13 protein-coding genes and 1 pseudogene are annotated in these 18899 nt (G+C 60.1%); 7 read left to right on the top strand and 7 right to left on the bottom strand.

Annotated features, from left to right (window positions below; genetic code table 11):
- Positions 1–359: 359 nt before the first annotated feature.
- Positions 360–728 carry a DUF6124 family protein gene (locus B7L09_RS23745; RefSeq protein WP_094470867.1) on the top strand — a complete coding sequence of 123 codons (369 nt, stop codon included), beginning with the start codon at positions 360–362 and terminating at the stop codon, positions 726–728.
- A 141-nt stretch (positions 729–869) separates the two neighbouring features.
- Here the strand turns inward: B7L09_RS23745 and B7L09_RS23740 are convergent, their stop codons facing one another.
- Both B7L09_RS23740 and metE read right to left on the bottom strand, forming a co-directional pair.
- Positions 870–1889, bottom strand: coding sequence for an alpha/beta fold hydrolase (locus tag B7L09_RS23740; protein ID WP_094470866.1), 1020 nt, complete (start codon positions 1887–1889; stop codon positions 870–872).
- A 245-nt stretch (positions 1890–2134) separates the two neighbouring features.
- A complete protein-coding gene (gene metE, locus B7L09_RS23735; RefSeq protein ID WP_094470865.1) occupies positions 2135–4447 on the bottom strand; it encodes a 5-methyltetrahydropteroyltriglutamate--homocysteine S-methyltransferase in 2313 nt (770 codons plus the stop codon).
- 118 nt (positions 4448–4565) lie between these two features.
- Here metE and metR point away from each other — a divergent pair, with 118 nt between their 5' ends.
- On the top strand, positions 4566–5483 hold the full coding sequence (gene metR, locus B7L09_RS23730) for a transcriptional regulator MetR (RefSeq protein ID WP_094470864.1): 918 nt from the start codon (positions 4566–4568) through the stop codon (positions 5481–5483).
- A gap of 102 nt (positions 5484–5585) precedes the next feature.
- Here the strand turns inward: metR and B7L09_RS23725 are convergent, their stop codons facing one another.
- From B7L09_RS23725 to nosR, 4 genes are all read right to left on the bottom strand, one after another.
- Positions 5586–6101, bottom strand: coding sequence for a GNAT family N-acetyltransferase (locus B7L09_RS23725; RefSeq protein WP_094470863.1), 516 nt, complete (start codon positions 6099–6101; stop codon positions 5586–5588).
- Positions 6102–6103: 2 nt separating this feature from the next.
- Positions 6104–6742, bottom strand: coding sequence for a LysE family translocator (locus B7L09_RS23720; protein WP_094470862.1), 639 nt, complete (start codon positions 6740–6742; stop codon positions 6104–6106).
- A 25-nt stretch (positions 6743–6767) separates the two neighbouring features.
- A complete protein-coding gene (locus tag B7L09_RS23715) occupies positions 6768–7202 on the bottom strand; it encodes an NUDIX hydrolase (protein ID WP_094470861.1) in 435 nt (144 codons plus the stop codon).
- A 215-nt stretch (positions 7203–7417) separates the two neighbouring features.
- On the bottom strand, positions 7418–8797 hold the full coding sequence (gene nosR / locus B7L09_RS23710; protein ID WP_094470860.1) for a response regulator c-di-GMP phosphodiesterase, NosR family: 1380 nt from the start codon (positions 8795–8797) through the stop codon (positions 7418–7420).
- A 259-nt stretch (positions 8798–9056) separates the two neighbouring features.
- Here nosR and B7L09_RS23705 point away from each other — a divergent pair, with 259 nt between their 5' ends.
- The 5 genes and pseudogenes from B7L09_RS23705 to B7L09_RS23685 all read left to right on the top strand — a co-directional run bounded on the left by B7L09_RS23705 (position 9057) and on the right by B7L09_RS23685 (position 17442).
- Positions 9057–11357, top strand: coding sequence for a putative bifunctional diguanylate cyclase/phosphodiesterase (locus tag B7L09_RS23705; protein ID WP_094470859.1), 2301 nt, complete (start codon positions 9057–9059; stop codon positions 11355–11357).
- Positions 11354–13228 carry a putative bifunctional diguanylate cyclase/phosphodiesterase gene (locus tag B7L09_RS23700; RefSeq protein ID WP_094470858.1) on the top strand — a complete coding sequence of 625 codons (1875 nt, stop codon included), beginning with the start codon at positions 11354–11356 and terminating at the stop codon, positions 13226–13228. Before B7L09_RS23705 ends, B7L09_RS23700 begins: the two co-directional genes overlap by 4 nt.
- 44 nt (positions 13229–13272) lie before the next feature.
- Positions 13273–14232 carry a cytochrome-c peroxidase gene (locus tag B7L09_RS23695; RefSeq protein WP_094470857.1) on the top strand — a complete coding sequence of 320 codons (960 nt, stop codon included), beginning with the start codon at positions 13273–13275 and terminating at the stop codon, positions 14230–14232.
- Positions 14229–16039: pseudogene (locus B7L09_RS23690) on the top strand (DAHL domain-containing sensor histidine kinase). The gene B7L09_RS23695 and the pseudogene B7L09_RS23690 overlap by 4 nt, the downstream one beginning before the upstream one ends.
- A complete protein-coding gene (locus tag B7L09_RS23685; RefSeq protein ID WP_094470856.1) occupies positions 16036–17442 on the top strand; it encodes an ATP-binding protein in 1407 nt (468 codons plus the stop codon). Before B7L09_RS23690 ends, B7L09_RS23685 begins: the two are co-directional and overlap by 4 nt.
- A gap of 125 nt (positions 17443–17567) precedes the next feature.
- Here B7L09_RS23685 and B7L09_RS23680 read toward each other — a convergent pair whose 3' ends face one another.
- Complete coding sequence (locus tag B7L09_RS23680) at positions 17568–18893, bottom strand: APC family permease (RefSeq protein WP_094470885.1); 1326 nt, start codon at positions 18891–18893, stop codon at positions 17568–17570.
- Positions 18894–18899: the final 6 nt, after the last annotated feature.

Genomic DNA, 18899 nt, shown 5'->3' with positions numbered 1-18899 from the left:
GATTTTCGGTGTTTGGGAGGGAGTGTTTAGTTCTGTTTAAGGTTACTTCCTGAAAGCTACAGCGCCTTGCGCCGTCGCCTACAACCACGTCAGAATCCGCCGGCTTGTGCGCCTTGGGGGCCGTCGGTAACTTGGTTCGTGTCACTAATTCCCAGTGATCGGGTTTAGTAGCCCGGGTAGGTTTTGACGGCTGCACAAGTGTCATTCAGTCAGGTTTGTGCCTGCATTCGATGGCGGCTGTGCGCTTGGCGCCCTCGGGCGCGCCGGTTTTGAATCCTCCCGGTCTACTAACTTGCGCACAGCTGCCTCCCTCTTCGTTTAGTAGCGAGATGAATGCGGCTCAACCTGAGGATTTACTTATGTTCAAACTTACTCCGAACCCACCAGAAACCGACGACGTCTCCCCCTACGAAACCCCGGACTCCAAAAAACTCAACCAAGCCGCCGATCGTGCCCTCGATTTCTACCTAAAACCGGTCATCCCGAAAGACACCCCACGCAAACCAAGCACCATTTACACCATCGCCCCCGACATCGATCACGAAACCCTGCTGGCCAACGCCTGCGAATCCCTGGCGTCAGCGAGCGTGATGCTGAGTGATTTCGCCGGGTTGTTGGAAGGCCCGCAGCGCAACACCGTGCTCGGCATTCAGCAGTCCGTGATGCTGGGTGAACTGGCGGTGAACCGGATGCTGGATAACTTTGTTCCACCGGGTTCAGCTACCTAACTGTCTGGCGATGCTTCACTAACACCAAAGATCAAAACTGTGGGAGCGAGCTTGCTCGCGATGGCGGTGTGTCAGTCAACATCAATGCTGAATGTCATGCCGCTATCGCGAGCAAGCTCGCTCCCACATTGTGATTGGGGGTTATAGGAGGTTGGGGGTGGGCACCGGATCGATCTGCGCCCAATGCGAGGTGTCTTCGCGATGGGCNTGCAAATACGGCAGCACCGCCGTCAGCAGCGGTGCCTTGAAAGCTTCCTGGAAACGATGGGCCATGCCGGGAATCAGCTTCAACTGACTGCCACGAATATGCGCCGCCAGATGGACGCCATGCATCACCGGCAACAGCGGATCCGCCGTGCCGTGAACCACCAGCGTCGGCACACGCAGTTGGTTGAGCAATGGCACACGGCTAGGCTCGGCGAGGATCGCCATGATCTGGCGCTTGACGCCGTCCGGGTTGAAAGCCCGGTCGTAGGACAGCGCCGCCTGGTGCAGCAACGCTTGCCGATCATCACTGACGGTCGGGCTGCCCAGCGCTGCCAGCAAATCGGCCTGCTGTTCCAGCGCCACTTCGCGATTCGGCGCACTGCGCCGGGACAACAACTGCACCAGCGCCGCATTCGGCGCCGGCAAGCCTTCGGCACCGGAGCTGGTCATGATCAACGTCAGGCTCTCGACCCGTTGCGGCGCCATGGCCGCCAGGTGCTGGGCGATCATGCCGCCCATGCTCGCGCCCAGCACATGGAATTGGCGGATCTGCAAAGCATCCATCAAGCCCAGTGCGTCGTCGGCCATGTCGGTCAGCGTGTACGGCGCCGCCACCGGCAGCCCGAGCTTGTAGCGCAGCACTTCAAAGGTCAGGTTGGCGTCGACGGGCGCTTGCCGCCAGGTCGAGAGGCCGACGTCGCGATTGTCATAACGAATCACCCGAAAACCCTGCTGACACAGAGCGACNACCACCTCATCCGGCCAGTGGATCAACTGCCCGCCCAGGCCCATCACCAGCAGCAACGCAGGGTCGGACGCACGGCCGATGCTCTGGTAGGCAATGCTCACCTGAGCCAGATCGACGGTTTGGGTGGGAACATTGATATCGCAACGAGACGCCGCCAAGGACGGCAGGCCAAACAACAGCAAGGCCAGAAAAATGAACACGCGCATGAAAAACACCGAAACGCAGAACCCCAGTAGAGCGCGAGTCTGATGAAGTTTGTTCAAGCGCGCTGCCACAGTTCTGTGACAGTTTGATGAAGATTGCCGAGCGGTCGTATTGAAGACCGAGTCGCCTGTTTCGCGAGCAAGCCCGCTCCCACAGGATTGATGTCGTACACAACCTCTGTGATCGACATAAATCCACTGTGGGAGCGGGCTTGCTCGCGAAGGCGTCAGAACAGGCGCCGCTAGGCTTAAGCCAACTGACTGCGCAACTGCCGCGCCGCCGCGACCATGTTGACCAACGCCGCCTCTGTCTCCGGCCACGCCCGGGTTTTCAGCCCGCAATCCGGGTTCACCCACAACCGCTCCGCCGGGATGCGCTTCACGGCTTTGCTCATCAACTTGACCATCTCGGCGGTGTCCGGCACCCGTGGCGAATGGATGTCGTAGACGCCGGGGCCGATGTCGTTCGGGTAGTCGAACGCTTCGAAGGCTTCCAGCAATTCCATGTCCGAGCGCGAGGTTTCGATGGTGATCACGTCGGCATCCATCGCCGCGATGGACTCGATCACGTCGTTGAACTCGCTGTAGCACATGTGGGTGTGGATCTGGGTTTCATCGCGCACCCCGCAGGCGCACAGACGGAACACTTCGGTCGCCCAGTCCAGGTAGTGCTGCCACTGCGCCTGGCGCAACGGCAGCCCTTCACGGAACGCGGCTTCGTCGATTTGGACGATCTTGATGCCGGCGTTTTCCAGGTCCACCACTTCATCACGCAGGGCCAACGCCAACTGCTGCGCCTGGATTTTGCGCGAGACGTCTTCGCGCGGGAACGACCACATCAGCATGGTCACGGGACCGGTGAGCATGCCTTTCATGACTTTGTCGGTCAGGCTCTGTGCGTAGGTGATCCAGTCGACGGTCATGGCGGTCGGACGGCTCAGGTCGCCGTAGATGATCGCCGGTTTCACGCAGCGCGAACCGTAGCTCTGGACCCAGCCGAAGCGGGTGAACACGTAGCCGTCCAGTTGCTCGGCGAAGTATTCAACCATGTCGTTGCGCTCGGCTTCACCGTGCACCAGCACATCCAGGCCCAGGTTTTCCTGCACTTGTACCGCGTGACGGATTTCGCTGTGCATGGCGTCGGTGTAATCGTTGGCCGACAGCTTGCCTTGCTTGAACGCCTGGCGTGCCAGACGGATCGAACCGGTCTGCGGGAACGAGCCGATGGTGGTGGTCGGGAATGCCGGCAGTTTCAGCCGAGCGCGCTGCTGCTCGATGCGCTTGGCGAACGGCGAGTGACGTTGGCTGTCTGCTGCGCTGATGGCGTTGATGCGCGCCTGCACGTGGGCTTTATGGATACGCGGCGACTCGGCGCGGCTCGCCTGAATCGCTCGGCTCTGGGCCAAAGCCGCTTGCACCTTGGGCGATTGCGGGTCGTTCAGGGCATCGCGCAGCACGGCGATTTCACCGCACTTCTGTACGGCGAAGGCTAGCCAGCTTTTCAGTTCCGGATCGAGTTTGTCTTCGCGTTCCAGGTCCACCGGGCTGTGCAGCAACGAGCAGGAACTGCTGACCCACAAGTTGTCGCCAAAGCGCTCTTGCGCCGGCTGCAGTTGCGCGAGGACTTGTTCCAGTTCGCAACGCCAGACGTTGCGGCCGTTGACCAGGCCCACCGAAAGAATCTTGTAGGTCGGCAGACGGTCCAGCACCTGGCCGAGTTGATCCGGCGCCCGCACCGCGTCGATATGCAGGCCCTGCACCGGCAGGCCGACGGCCAGGCCGAGATTGTCTTCCAGACCACTGAAGTAGGTCGCCACGAGCTTTTTCAGCGGCGAGTATTGAAGGATGTGGTAAGCGCGTTCGAAGGCGTTTTTCCAGGCTTGTGGCAGGTCGAGGGTCAAGATCGGTTCGTCGATCTGCACCCACTCCACGCCTTGAGCGGCGAGGCGGCCGAGGATTTCACCGTAGATCGGCAGCAGGCGCTCCAGCAGGTCGAGCTTGTCGAAGTCGCCGCCCTTGGCCTTGCCCAGCCACAGGTAAGTCAGCGGGCCGATGACGACCGGCTTGACGGTGTGGCCCAGGTCACNGGCTTCCTNNACTTCTTCNAACAACTGTTCCCAACTCAGCTTGAATTGCTGGTCAGCTTTGAATTCCGGGACCAGGTAGTGGTAGTTGGTGTCGAACCACTTGGTCAGCTCCTGGGCATACTGGGCCTGGGTGTGTTCACCACCGCAGCAGGCCGCCGTGGCGCCACGGGCCATGGCGAACAGAGTGTCGAGGGTCGGCAGGCCGCGCGAGTCCTTGGCGCTGTCGAAACGCTCTGGGATCACCCCGAAGGTCAGGGAATGGGTCAGCACCTGGTCGTACCAGGCGAAGTCGCCGACGGGCAGCAGGTCGATACCGGCGTCTTTCTGCAACTGCCAGTGGGTGGCGCGCAGTTGGCGGCCGACGCTTTTCAGCGCGTCCTGATCGAGGTCGCCCTTCCAGTAGGATTCGAGGGCTTTTTTCAGTTCGCGGTCAGCGCCGATGCGTGGAAAACCAAGTGTGTGGGCCAGAGCCATGTTGAATTCTCTCTATAAAAGAAACTGTAAAACATGGCGCTATTGTCGACAGCCAGCCCAACATGAGACAAACTCAACCTTTTCGTGTTCATCACAAGTTTTCCTCATGGAGCCCCCGGTGCTTGAAATTCGTCACCTCAAGACTCTGCACGCACTGCGCGAAGCCGACAGCCTGGTGGAAGCCGCCGAGCGCCTGCACCTGACGCAATCGGCACTCTCCCACCAATTCAAGGAGCTGGAAGAGCGCCTGGGCATGCAGTTGTTCGTGCGCAAGACCAAGCCGCTGCGCTTCACCAGCGCCGGCCTGCGCCTGCTGCAACTGGCCGACGCAACCCTGCCCTTGCTGCGTGGCGCCGAACGCGATATCGCGCGCCTGGCCGGCGGCACCGCCGGGCGTTTGCACATGGCGATCGAATGCCACAGCTGCTTCCAGTGGCTGATGCCGACCATCGACCAGTTCCGCGATGCCTGGCCGGAAGTCGAACTGGACCTGGCTTCGGGCTTCTCCTTCGCACCGCTGCCGGCGCTGGCCCGTGGTGATCTGGATTTGGTGGTGACCTCCGATCCGCTGGAATTGGCCGGGATCACCTACGTGCCGTTGTTCACGTATGAGGCGATGCTCGCGGTGGCCAACCAGCACCGTTTGGCGAGCAAAGCCTACATCGTGCCGGAAGACCTGCTCACCGAAACCCTGATCACCTACCCGGTGGAGCGCGATCGCCTGGACATCTTCACCCGCTTCCTGGAACCGGCCGACAGCGAACCGGCCCAGGTCCGCACCTCGGAACTGACGGTAATGATGATGCAATTGGTCGCCAGCGGACGCGGCGTGTGCGGCATGCCCCATTGGGCGCTGCATGAATACAGCTCGCGCGGTTACGTGAAGGCCAAGCGTTTGGGCGAGAAAGGGCTGTTTGCCACGCTGTATGCAGGGATTCGCGCCGACATGTTGGACGCGCCGTACATGCGCGACTTTTTACTCACGGCCAAGGACACGTCGTTTTCCACGCTGGACGGTGTCAGCGCCGTTCGCTGAACGGCGCAGATCAAAATACGGGGATGGCTTGCCTGTGATGCAGACGACCGATCTGGCTGCAGCACAGCCGAACGGGAGCAAGCTCCCTCGCCACAAAAACTCTTAACCTTCAGGATTCGGGTTGAGCTCACGCCACATGTGGATTTTGTCGAAGTAGTCTTCGCCGACGCGCACTGCCATGGGTTCGAGGCCGAACTGTACGAAGCCGCAACGCTGGTACAGGTTGAACGCCGCCTCATTGCCGGCGGTGACGGTCAGCTGAATCAGCCGCAGGCCTTTATGGTTCTGCGCTTCATCCAGCGCGGCTTGCACCAGTTGCTGGCCCAACCCTCGCTGCCGGACTTTGCCGGACACGTACATGCCAAACAGCGTCGCCTTGTGCCGGGCCTTTTCCCGGGATTCGAAGGCCAGGCCGACGATGCCCGCCAACTTGCCTTCCTCGAACGCCCCGAGCACCACATCCAGTTTGCTGGTCAGGCGCGATTCCCACCAACTCAGCGGCATCGCCGCACGCTCGCGCACACTCGAGGTGAAGGCCTGCGGGTGCAGGTCGTAGGCTTCGAGCATCAGCGCCCGATAATCCAGCGCATGGCTGGCATCCAGTCGTTCAATCCACATGATCAAGCCGTCCGACGTTGTTCAAGCATCAGCCGCACCGCCAGCGCTGACAGAACAAATCCCATGAAATAGCGCTGCACCGCCAGCCAGGTGGGGTTGTTGACGAACCACGACGCGATGCCCGCCGCGAAGATCGCGATCAGCAGGTTGACGCAAAAACTGACGCTGATCTGGGTCAGGCCCAGCACGATGCTTTGGGTAAACACCGAACCGTGCTCAGGCGTGATGAATTGCGGAAACACCGACAGGTAAAACACCGCGATCTTCGGGTTCAGGGCGCTGGTGAGGAAACCCATGGTGATCAGTTTGCGCGACGAGTCCGGCGGCAACTGCTGTGCTTCGAAGGGTGAACGGGCGCCGGGTTTGACCGCCTGCCAGGCGAGCCACAACAGATACAGCGCGCCGGCCCATTTCAGCACTTCGTAGGCCAACGGCACGGCCAGAAACACAGCGGTCAAACCGGCCGCAGCGGCGAACAAATGCACGAAAAACCCCGCGACCACGCCGAGCAACGAAGTCACACCGGCCCTGCGCCCCTGGCAGATCGAGCGGGAGATCAGGTAGATCATGTTCGGCCCCGGCGTCAGCACCATCAGCAACGCGGCGGCGGCGAAAATCAGCAAGTCTTGAAGCGGGATCATGGGGGCAGTCCTAGTCCGGGAATGATCAGGCGGTCGCGGTCAGCGAAGCTCGATAAAACGGCAGGATCAAGTCCCGTGTCAATGGCGCCAGCGTGAGATCGCCGTCGGTGGCCGGATCGATCCAGCGCACCTCTTCAATCTCCGCTGCGGGCGAGACGTCTGAATCGATGGTCAGCTGAAAGAGTTCAGCCTGTACGACAAACCCCGGCTCGTTGGCCGCCGGTGCCGAGAAGGGCCCCAGGTAGGTGGCGTGCGCGGGGTCAATGACCAGCCCGAGCTCTTCTTCCAGTTCACGGGCCAGGGCGTGAACCGGTTGTTCATGAGCCTCGATCTTGCCGCCGGGTTGCATGAAGGCTTCTGTCCCGCGTTTGCGGACCAATAGCGTGCGACCGTCAGGGCCGATCAGCAGAGCGGCGGCGATGCGGATGATGCGGGGGCAAGTGGCGGTGGCAAAGGTCATGGATCTGAATGGGCCTTGGGTGAAAGGCGCAAAGGATCACATGGGTGCGGGCTCTGCGTCACCCCGAAATAATCTCTGCACGGCACTGACCCCTCTGTGGGAGCGNGCCTGCTCGCGATAGCGGTCTGTCAGTCAACCTCTCTGCTGAATGGGCCGCCGTCCTCGCGAGCAGGCTCGCTCCCACAGGGGCACGGGTATGAAGGCTGTNNCAGGGATCAGGGCAGCGGCTGGACAACCTCTAGCGGCTCGAGAATCGCGGCTTCTACCTCCTCCGGCACTTTCACAAAAACGCTGTATTTCGCCCCTTCCATCGCCTCGAACGCGATCAGTTTCTCCACCAGCGGCCCGCTCAACACCTTGCCGGCGTTGAGCAGCAGCATGCCGTTATCGGCATTGAGGTTGTGCGCCAGAATCATGCCGGCCGCCAGGTCCCGGGTGGTCAGAACCTTGACCGTCGGATCGGCCAGCGACACATCGCTCAGGTAGGCGGCGCAGACCTGAATGAAGTCCTCCACCAGATCAGGATCGTAGAGACGACCGGCGTACTGGCGGATGTAGACAAGGGCTTCATCGCTGTTCATCTGGCGCTCAAGGATCAGCCCACGCTGCAACTCGATGAAATCCACCGCCAGTTTCAGCCACCTCGAGCCGAGCGGAATCGCCTCGCCCTTGAGCCGGTCGGGGAAACCGGTGCCATCCCAGCGTTCCTGATGGTGAAGGATCAGGCGCGCCGCATCCTTCATCGGATCGAGGGTCATCAGCAACGATTCGCTCTGCTTCGGATAACCGCGATAGCGTTCCTGATCGTTGTGGTGCAGCAAATCCGCAGGCGCGGTCATCATGCTGTCGGTCCAGCTCAGCTTGCCGATGTTGTAAAGCGCCGCGGCCATGGTCAGGTCGCGGGTACTGCCCTCGTCCAGGCCATGAAGTTTGCAGTACACCCGCACCAGTTCGATGATCTGCCGGTTCGTCTGCTTGGCCGGCGGCAAACGCAGGTTGGCCAGCAGCGAGAACACCTCGGTGCCGGTCACGTAGCTGCGNTTGAGCTCTTCATAAGCCAGGTCGAGCATGTCAGCAGTCTGCTGCAGCTCTGAGGTGCGGGACGCGACGTGTTTTTCCAGAGTCGCGTTGAGCAACTTCAATTCTTCGTTCCGGTCCCAGGTCTCCTGCACCAGACGCAGGCGCTCGCGCTCGGAATGCTGGTAGGCGAGGGATTGTCGCAGCGTCAGCAGCAATTCCTCATCGTGCCAGGGTTTGCTGATGTAACGGTCAATCTGCCCCTCGTTGATCGCTTTGACGATCATCGTCAGGTCGGCATAACCGGTCAGCAAAATACGCAGCGTGGCGGGATGGCGCTGGTGAATGTGCGCCAGCAGCGTGGCGCCGTCCATATTGGGCATGCGCGCATCGCTCATCACCAGGTCGACGGGCTGTTTCGCCATGATATCGAGGGCCTGGGCACCGCTGGTGGCCAGCAGCACATCGTAGGGCTGGCCGCGCAAGAGCCGGCGCAGACTGTTGAGGATCGATTCCTCATCGTCGACCAGCAGAATCGTGGATTTACAGGTGAAGGTCGTGGGGAGTTGCTCTTCCATGGCATTACCTCAAGCGAAACGGGCGTTGTTGCGTCAGTCGTCCGCCAGAAAGCTCCGTTTCTGGCCTTGCCTGAGCTACAGGCTAGATGATTTCCAGCCAGGCCCCTGAAAATGATTCGCTTCAGTCGACCGGGCGAAGTGCCGCACGGACGACTATGCTCAGTTCACTCGGATCCATTATCTATACCGCTTGGCCACGTGATCAGGGAAAGGATGCCCCTATGAGCACACCGCACCACACTGCCACCGCTCCCGGCGTATGCCTATGAATACGCTGCTGGCACGAACCAACCGTCGGATACTTATCGTCGACGACACCGCGTCTATTCATGCGGACTTCATCAAGATCCTCAGCCCGCCATCGACCGAAGATGACGAGCTGATCAGCGCCGAAAAAGCCCTGTTCGGGATGCAAGCGACGGCAACACTGCAAAGTTTCATGCTCGATTCGGCCTTTCAGGGCCTTGAAGCGCTGGACAAGGTCGAGCGAGCGCTGGCCAACGACCTGCCCTACGCGATGGCCTTTATCGACATGCGCATGCCACCGGGCTGGGACGGTCTGGAAACCATCGAACGGCTGTGGCAGGTCGATCCCAAGCTGCAAGTGGCGCTGTGCACCGCTTATTCCGACTATTCCTGGGAAGACATCGATGAACGCCTGGAACTGGGCGATCGCCTGCTGATCCTGAAAAAACCGTTTGATGCCATCGAAATCCGTCAGCTGGCCAGCGCCCTGACCGCCAAATGGCAGATGACCGAAGACGCCGAGCTGAAGATGTCGCTGCTGGAACAGGCCGTCGAAGAACGCACCCGGGAGCTGTCCGACGCCAACATCATCGTGCAGAACAGCCCGACCATTCTGTATCGCCTGCGGGGCGAACCGTCGTTTCCGCTGATGTACATCTCCCATAACATCACCAAATACGGTCACGTCGCGGCGAACCTGGTGGCGTCGGCCAACTGGGCCCAGGAGTTGATCCATCCCGACGATCAATCGAAGGTCGACACCGCCATGGCCCAGGTGCTGGACCGTCATGCAGCGGGTGCCTCCATCGAGTTCCGCATGCGCACCGGCGATGGTGCCTGGCGCTGGGTCGAGAACCGCTACATCCCGGTGCGTGACGACGAAGGACGCCTGCTGGAGGTCGAAGGCATCATCATCGATGTCACGGAACGCAAGGTCGCCGAGGAGAAAATCGCCCTGCTGGCCCGCACCGACGGGCTGACGGGGCTGGCCAACCGTGCCACCTTGATCGAGCGCTTGCACCAGGCGTTCGCCGCCGCGCGTCGAGGCGCTACTCCGTTCGCGATGTTCTACCTGGACCTCGATCACTTCAAACGGATCAACGATACCCTCGGTCATCCGGTGGGCGACCTGCTGCTGCAGGAAGTGGCCCGGCGCATCAAAGCCTGTGTGCGCGAAAACGACGTGGTCGCCCGCCTCGGCGGCGACGAGTTCGCCATCCTGCAACTGGACGTCAGCGACCCGACCCAGTCTGCGTCATTGGCCGGCAAGGTCCGCGATACGCTGGTGCTGCCCTACTCCCTGGGCGGCAATGATGTGCGCGTTTCGGTCAGCATCGGCATCAGCAGCTATTCGCCGCTCATCACCAGCGCCGACGGCCTGCTGAGCCAGGCCGACATGGCGCTCTATCGCTCCAAGGAAAAGGGCCGCAACCAGTATCACTTCCACTCCGAGGAGATCAATCAGGAGGTGGTCGAGCGCATGACCATCGCCAGCGAACTGCGTGCGGCCCTCGACCATGAAGAACTTGAGCTCAATTACTGGCCGGAAGTTGACCTGAGCAGCGGCAAGATCCTCGGCATGGAAGCCCAAGTCAGCTGGAACCACCCCCAGCGCGGTTTGCTGGAAGCGCCGGCGTTCCTGCCGGCCGCGGAAAAAACCGGCGCCATTATCCCCCTCGGTCACTGGGTGCTGGATCGTGCCTGCCAGCAAATGCGCCAGTGGCGCGACGAAGGCGTGGCGCCCCCGGTGATAGCCATCAAGCTGTCCCTGGCCCAGTTGAAAAGCGGACCCGAGCTGATCTATGACGTACTGCGCACCACCGCGCGCTGGGAGTTGTGCGCCTGGGACCTGCGCTTCGATGTCACCGAAGCGACCCTGGCCCAGACCAAATGGACCCACAACGACGTGCTGCCGCGCCTGCGGGAGCTGGGAGTAAAGATCGCCATCGACGACTTCGGCACCGAATACTCCTCGTTCGACTACCTCAAGACGTACCAGGTCAATCACCTGAAACTCGCCCAGGCCTTCATCGACACCGCTGCCCGCGACCCGGCGAGTGCCAACACGTTGCGCGCAATCATCAACTTCGCTCGCGAAGTAGGGATCGGAATCATCGCCGAAGGTGTCGAAACCCAAGAACAGCGTAGTTCGCTGATGGCCACAGGCTCGCCAATGAACGCACAGGGTTACTTTTTCAGTAAAGCGGTCAGCAGCCAACAAGCCGCCCAGTTGCTCAGAGCCGGCAGCATCGTGCCCCCGAGCCATCACTCCGGCCCCCTGGACAATCCGCACGCCACGGAGGGCAAAGAATGAAAGCTCCGTCCGTCCAGACCAACCGGCGCATCCTGATCATCGACGACACACCCTCGATCCATCAGGACTTTCGCAAGATTCTCGGCCCCGATACCGAAAGTGAGCAGAGCCTTGCCGGTACTGAAGAAGCGCTGTTCGGCACGCAACAGGCAGCTCGGCTCACCTTCCAGCTCGATTCCGCCTACCAGGGCCAGGAAGCCCTGGAAATGGTCAAGCGGGCCCAGGACGAAGGGCGTCCCTATGCCGTGGCGTTCACCGACATGCGCATGCCGCCGGGCTGGGACGGGCTGGAAACCATCGAACAGCTCTGGAAGATCGACCCGCACCTGCAAATCGCGCTGTGCACCGCCTATTCGGATTACAGCTGGGAGGACATGGCTGAACGGCTGGAGTTCGGCGACCAGTTGCTGGTGTTGAAAAAACCCTTCGACAGTCTGGAAATCCGCCAGATGGCCAGCGCCCTGACCTGGAAATGGCAGATGACCCAGGACGCGGAGACGAAAGTGCAGAGCCTGGAGGAAACCATCGAGGCGCGGGTCCACGAACTGCTCAAGGTGTCTCACCTGTTGCAATACGACGTCTTGACCGAACTGCCCAACAGCACGCTGCTCGGTGATCGGCTGAACCAGTCCCTGGCATTGTCCCGCCGCCATGACAAGCAACTGGCGGTGATGTTCCTGGGCCTTGATCGCTTCAAGCGCATCAACAATGCCCTGGGCCATCCGGTCGGCGATGAAATGCTCAAGCTTGTCAGCCAAAGCCTGGTGGCGACGGTGCGCGAGTCGGATTCGGTGTTTCGCTACGGTTCTGATGAGTTCGTGGTGATCCTCGCTGATATCCGCCATCCCCAGCAGACCAAAGGCATCGCCGAAAAACTCTTGAACGCCATTGGCACGACCCAGCACATCGCCGGCCATGACCTGAGCGTAACCGCCAGCCTGGGCATCAGCATCTACCCCGATGATGGCTTCGATGCGATCGCGCTGATCAAGAAAGCCGAAACCGCGATGCGCCACGTCAAGGAAAGCGGCCCCAACGACTTCCGCTTTTTCATTGAAGAAATGAACCAGCGCGCCCGGGACCAGCAGACCATCGAGTCGGGTATTCGCCTGGCCCTGGAGCGCGACGAATTTGTCCTGCATTACCAGCCCAAGCTCGACCTGGGTACCGGTGAAGTGGTCGGCGCAGAGGCCTTGATTCGCTGGCTGAAACCGGGGTATGGCTGGGTCTACCCGTCGGACTTCATTGGCGTGGCCGAAGACAGCGGCTTGATCGTACCGTTGAGCAAATGGGTGCTGGCCCAGGCCTGTCGACAAGCCTGCGCCTGGCAGGCGGCGGGACTGCCGAGGCTGTGCATGTCGGTGAATGTGTCAGCCATCGACTTTCGCCAACGAGGCTTTGTCGAAGGCATTGAACAGGTCCTCGAACAAACCGGTCTGGACCCGTCATTGCTCGAACTGGAAATCACCGAAGGCGTGCTGATGCAGAACGTCGATGCCACCGTCACCGCCCTGAAGCAGATCAAGGCACTGGGGGTGCGGTTGTCCATCGACGACTTTGGCACCGGGTATTCCAGCCTCAGCTACCTGCGACGTTTTCCCATCGATGTGCTGAAAATCGACCAGTCGTTCATTCGCGGCCTGAGCCGTGACAGCAATGACGCAGCCCTGGTCAGCGCCATCATCAGCCTGGGCAAGAGCCTCAAGCTGACCATCATTGCCGAAGGGGTGGAAACCCTCGAACAGCTGGATTTTCTCAAGGCCCATCAGTGCGAGGAAGGCCAGGGTTACTACTTCAGCAAAGCCGTGGCACCGGACGCCTTTGTGCAGTACCTGACGTCGGTGAAATCCCCTCCCCCTGCAGCCACATGATCGATATGCAGCGACACGCGGGCTATCAGCCAAGGAATTACAAGATGTCGCCACTTCTCCGCCGCCTGTTTCTGATGCCTCTGCTCGGGCTGTGCCTGACGGCCAGCGGCGCGCCACTGGACGAGCCGCTCAAACCGCTGCCGGCCGTCCCGCAGCAAAACCCACTGCGTGTCGAACTCGGTCGCCAGTTGTTCAATGAACCACGCTTGTCGGTCAACAACAGCCTGTCCTGCGCCAGTTGCCATCACCTGGCAATCGGTGGCGCTGATAACAAGACCTTTTCCATTGGCTTCAACGGACTGCCAGTCGCCATCAACACCCCCAGCGTGTTCAACGCCAGCCTGAACTTCCGGCAATTCTGGAACGGCCGCGCCGACACACTGGAAACCCAGGTCCACACCGTGGTGCAAAGCCCTAGTGAAATGGGCAGCAACTGGGAACACGTGGTGCAGACGTTGTCCGCCGATCCGGCTTATCAAACCTCGTTCGGCAACGCTTATCCGGACGGAGTGACCATGAATAATGTGCAAAACGCCCTGGCGACCTACGAGCGCACATTGATCAGTGCCAACTCGCGTTTTGACCAATACCTTCAGGGCGATACCGACATTCTCACCCGCGAGGAGAAGTACGGTTACCAACGCTTCAAGGACTATGGCTGTATCGCCTGCCACCAGGGCGCCAATATCGGCGGCAACATGTACCAGAAGTTCGGGGTGATGGGCGATTACTTCAAGGCCCGTGGCAACCCGACCGAAGCCGACCTGGGCCGCTACCTGCTGACCAAGGACGAGGAAGACCGCAACGTGTTCAAGGTGCCGAGCCTGCGNAACGTTGCCGTGACCGCGCCGTACTTTCACGACGGTTCGGCCAAAACCCTCGAAGACGCGGTGGACGTGATGTTCACGTTTCAGCTGGGGCGCATCCCCTCCGACGAAGACAAGGTGCTGATTATCAAATTCCTCAAGACCCTGACCGGCGAATGGGAGGGCAAACCGTTATGAAAATGTCCCGCCGACGCAGTTTGGCGCTCCTCGGTATCGTGGCGGTGATACTGGCCTCGATACTGCTGTTTCTGTACCTCAAATCCAGCTCGAACCAGACGTCGATCTACACCGAATCCCGGGATCTGATCCGGCAGATGAAGCAGCTGAACGCCCAATGGGAAACCGAGATCCTCAAAGCGCGGATTGCCATCACTCATAACTATGATCCCTTGGTCTCGCCGCTGACCGAGATGACCCGACTGTGGGAGCAGTTCCGGGCACTGGANGGCAACACCACCACGAACACCCAGCCGACTGGCTGGCCGCGCAGGATGCTTATCGCCAGTCGATTCAGGAAAAGGCCCGATTAGTGGAGCAGTTCAAATCGCACAATGCGGTACTGCGCAATTCCCTGGCCTTTTTGCCGACCGCCGAAGACGATATCCAGGCGCATTTCCTGCGACTCAAAGACACCGACAAGCTGGAACAGCAAAGCATCGCCACCGACACTTACGACTTGCTGCTCAGCGCCCTGGAGTTCGCCCAGGTGACAAGCGACGACAAAGCCGCTGACATATTGCTCGGCCTGAACAAAATGAGGGTCAACAGCCAGCGGTTGCCGGAGCAGTTTCACAGTCCGATCACGATTCTGAGCAATCACATCGAGCTGATCCTGCGCGAGCAGCCAGTGGTCAACCGGTTGCTGGATAACATCGCCGCCATCCCGGTTGCCGAGCGTCTGGATGACATTACCGCCCAACTCAATGACGATCAAAAGCGTACCGACGCCGTCGACCAGCGTTATCACTTTTACATGCTGGTGTTTTCCGTGCTGTTGGTGTTGTTGCTGGTGTACCTGGCGATTCACTTGATGCGCAGTTTCACGGTCATCAATCGCGTCAACAAAGCCCTGAAAACCGCCAATGACGATCTTGAACAACGGGTCGAAGAACGTACCCGCGAGCTCAAGGATACCCAGAGCGAACTGCTGGACAGCGCCCGCCAGGCCGGCATGGCGGAAATCGCGACCAATGTGCTGCACAACGTCGGCAACGTGCTCAACAGCGTAAACATCTCCGCTGACCTGGTCAGCCGAAAACTGCGCAGCAGCAAGGCCCAGGGGCTGGGCAAGGCGATGCAGCTGATCAACGAACATCAGGGCGATCTGGGCACTTTTCTGACCCTGGACGAGAAAGGCAAGTTGCTGCCCGGTTACCTGAATCAACTGGTGGAGGCCATCGCCCTCGAGCAACAGGGCCTGACCGATGAACTGGCGCAGTTGAGCAAGAGCGTGGACCACATCAAGGACATCGTCTCCACCCAGCAATCCTACGCCGGCGCNAACAGCCTGATGGAACCGCTGCACATCAGCGAACTGCTGGAAGACGCCCTGCGCATGAACTCCGGCGCCCTGACCCGGCACCANGTGACGGTGGTCAAGGAGTATGCCGAGGTGCCGCAACTGATGGCGGACAAACACCGGTTGCTGCTGATCATGATCAACCTCATCAGCAATGCCAAATACGCCATGTCCGACCTCAGCAATCGTCCACGACAAATGACCCTGGGGGTGAAAATCGTTGAAGACGACACCCTGCAAATCAGCGTCAAGGATGATGGCGAAGGCATCGCGCCGGAGAACATGACGCGCATCTTTGCCCACGGTTTTACCACTCGTAAGGAAGGCCACGGTTTTGGTCTGCACAGCTGCGCACTCGCGGCTATAGAAATGAACGGCCATCTCAGCGCCCACAGCGACGGACCCGGCAAGGGCGCGCAGTTCACCTTGCAGATCCCGCTGAAGACCGTCCCGGAGGAGGCATGAGTGGGCATTCGAACCGACGCATTCTGCTGATCGATGACACGCCGTCGATTCACGACGACTTTCGCAAGATCCTCACCCCGGGTTCGCTGCAGCACGTCGAACTGGACGAGATGGAAGCCACGCTGTTTGGCAGTGAAATCAAAGCCACCACTGCGCTGTTCGAACTGGATTCAGCGTATGGCGGCCAGGAAGGTCTGGGCAAACTCACTCAGGCCTTGCAGGAAAGCCGCCCCTACGCACTCGCGTTCGTCGACATGCGCATGCCTGAAGGCTGGGATGGCGCACAAACCATCGAGCATCTGTGGCAGGAAGACCCGCGCCTGCAAGTGGTGGTGTGTACCGCGTACTCCGACTACTCCTGGGATGAACTGCTGGACCGGCTGCAAGCCCATGATCGTTTGCTGATACTGAAAAAACCGTTCGACAACATCGAAGTCCAGCAGATGGCCAACACCCTGCTGACCAAATGGGAGATGACCGAGCGCGCCTTTGTGCAGATGAGCCACCTGGAGCATCTGGTGGACCAGCGCACCACGGAGTTCAAAAAGGCCAGCGAGGCGTTGCAGCGGGAGATCGACGAGCGCAAACAGCTTGAATCGCAACTGGTGCAATCGGAAAAACTCGCTTCCCTGGGGCAATTGGCCGCCGGGGTCGCCCACGAAATCAACAACCCCATCGGCTTCATTTCCTCCAACCTTGGCAGTCTTGATGGCTACTTCAAGCAACTGCAGGAAATGCTCGACGGCTATCGCGAGGCCGAAGAGGCGATTGCTTCAAATGAGGTGATCGAACGGCTTGGGCAGTTACGGGAACGGATTGAACTGGAGTTTCTGCGCGAGGACATTCCATTGCTGATCAAGGAATCCAAGGAGGGCATCAACCGGGTCGGGCAGATCGTCAAGGACCTGAAAGACTTCTCCCGGGTGGATTCCAACCAGGAATGGCAGTGGACCAATCTGCAACAGGGCATCGAATCGACCTTGAACATCGTCGCCAATGAACTCAAGTACAAGGCCGATGTGGTGAAGGCGTATCAGCCATTGCCCGACATCGAGTGCCTGCCGTCGCAAATCAACCAGGTGATCATGAACCTGATCGTCAACGCGTCCCAGGCGATGGGCCCGCAGCGCGGCACCATTACCCTGCGCACCGGGGTTGAAGGAGAATCGGTGTGGATCGAAGTGGCCGACACCGGCTCCGGTATTGCGCCGGACTACCTGCAGAAAATCTTCGACCCGTTCTTCACCACCAAACCAGTGGGCCAGGGGACAGGGCTTGGGTTGTCCCTGTCTTATGGCATCGTGAAGAAGCACCGGGGGGATATTTTTGTGCGCAGTGAGGTGGGTGTGGGCACTACGTTCCGAGTCGAGTTGCCTGTGCACCAAACACACTCAGCGGCCTGAACACAATCCAAATGTGGGATCGAGCCTGCTCGCTCCCACAGGGTTCCTCACTNGCGGCCTGAACACAATCCAAATGTGGGATCGAGCCTGCTCGCTCCCACAGGGTTCCTCACTGGTCCGGGAGGTTATGTGGCCTCCTGGAAATCCATCTCCGGTGGCTGGCGGCGGAAACCACCGGTCAGCACCGCCAGGTACACCACGCCAATCGCCAACCACACCAGGCCCAGGTAAATCGCCAGGTGGTCGAGGCTGACCATCAGCCACAAATCCGCCGCCAGGCCAATGAACGGGAACAGCAGAAACAACACAAACTCACGCGGCCCTTTCTTTTCTCCGCCGATCCAGTAATGAAAGATCACCGACAAATTCACTAGACTGAACGCCAGGAACGCGCCGAAGTTGATGAACGAGGTCGAAGTGGTGACGTCCAGTTTCAGCGCCAGCAACGCCACAACGGCGCACAACAGGATGCTGTTGACCGGTGTGCCGAAGCGCTCATGCAATGTGCCGAAGAACGACTTGGGCAACACACCGTCACGGCCCATGGCATACAACAAGCGCGAACCACTGGCCTGGGCCGACAGCCCCGAGGCGAACTGGCCGACGATCAGACCGATCAGGAAAATCGACACAAACACATCACCGACGATATTGCGGGCGATTTCATAGGCGGCCGAATCGACGCTGTCGAACTGGAACGAGGGATGGGCGATCTGCACGAAGTACGAGACGCTGACAAAGATCAGCCCGCCGATCAAGGTAATCAACATGATCGCCCGTGGGATAGTGCGGCGTGGGTCGCGGGTTTCTTCGGTGAGGGTACTGACCGCGTCAAAGCCCAGGAATGAATAGCAGGCGATGGCCGCGCCGCTCATGATCAGCGGCATCTGCATGTCGCCGTTGAAGAACGGTTTGATCGACCACAACGGCGTGCTCGCATCGCCCCCGACGTAGTGAATGCACAGCGCGACGAAGGCGATCAGCACCAGAAACTGCACCAGCATCAGCAAGGCGTTGATGCCGTTGGCGAGCTTGAGGCCGACAATATTGATCGCGCTGGTGATGCCGATAAACGCCAGTACCCAGACCCACTGCGGCACCGAAGGAAACGCCGAATTGAGGTAGGCCGCACCGATCAGCCAGATGGCCATGGGCAAAAACAGGTAGTCGAGCAACACCGCCCAACCGGCGATAAAACCCAGCTTCGGGCTGATGGCCTTGCGTACATAGCTGTAGGCCGAGCCGGCGACGGGGAACGCCGAGGCCATTCGCCCGTAGCTCATGGCAGTGAAAAACATCGCCACCAGGGCCGCCAGGTAGGCCGCGGGGACCATGCCGGCGGTGGATTGTGCGAGGATGCCGAAGGTGCCGAGCACAATGATCGGCGTCATATAGGCGATGCCGAACAGCACCACCGACCCTAACGACAGGGTGCGTTGCAAACGAGCCATGAGCGA

Source organism: Pseudomonas mandelii, assembly GCF_002251635.1.
Taxonomy (GTDB): domain Bacteria; phylum Pseudomonadota; class Gammaproteobacteria; order Pseudomonadales; family Pseudomonadaceae; genus Aquipseudomonas; species Aquipseudomonas mandelii_B.
The sequence above is the reverse complement of the archived record's forward strand: the minus strand, read 5'-3'. Positions and strand labels throughout refer to the sequence as shown.

Excerpts from the sequence above, each read along its gene's own strand:
- B7L09_RS23725 (WP_094470863.1), bottom strand. The coding sequence starts at position 6,101 with ATGTGGATTGAACGACTGGATGCCAGCCATGCGCTGGATTATCGGGCG.
- B7L09_RS23745 (WP_094470867.1), top strand. The coding sequence starts at position 360 with ATGTTCAAACTTACTCCGAACCCACCAGAAACCGACGACGTCTCCCCC.
- B7L09_RS23720 (WP_094470862.1), bottom strand. The coding sequence starts at position 6,742 with ATGATCCCGCTTCAAGACTTGCTGATTTTCGCCGCCGCCGCGTTGCTG.
- B7L09_RS23700 (WP_094470858.1), top strand. The coding sequence starts at position 11,354 with ATGAAAGCTCCGTCCGTCCAGACCAACCGGCGCATCCTGATCATCGAC.
- B7L09_RS23705 (WP_094470859.1), top strand. The coding sequence starts at position 9,057 with ATGCCTATGAATACGCTGCTGGCACGAACCAACCGTCGGATACTTATC.
- B7L09_RS23715 (WP_094470861.1), bottom strand. The coding sequence starts at position 7,202 with ATGACCTTTGCCACCGCCACTTGCCCCCGCATCATCCGCATCGCCGCC.
- B7L09_RS23680 (WP_094470885.1), bottom strand. The coding sequence starts at position 18,893 with ATGGCTCGTTTGCAACGCACCCTGTCGTTAGGGTCGGTGGTGCTGTTC.
- B7L09_RS23685 (WP_094470856.1), top strand. The coding sequence starts at position 16,036 with ATGAGTGGGCATTCGAACCGACGCATTCTGCTGATCGATGACACGCCG.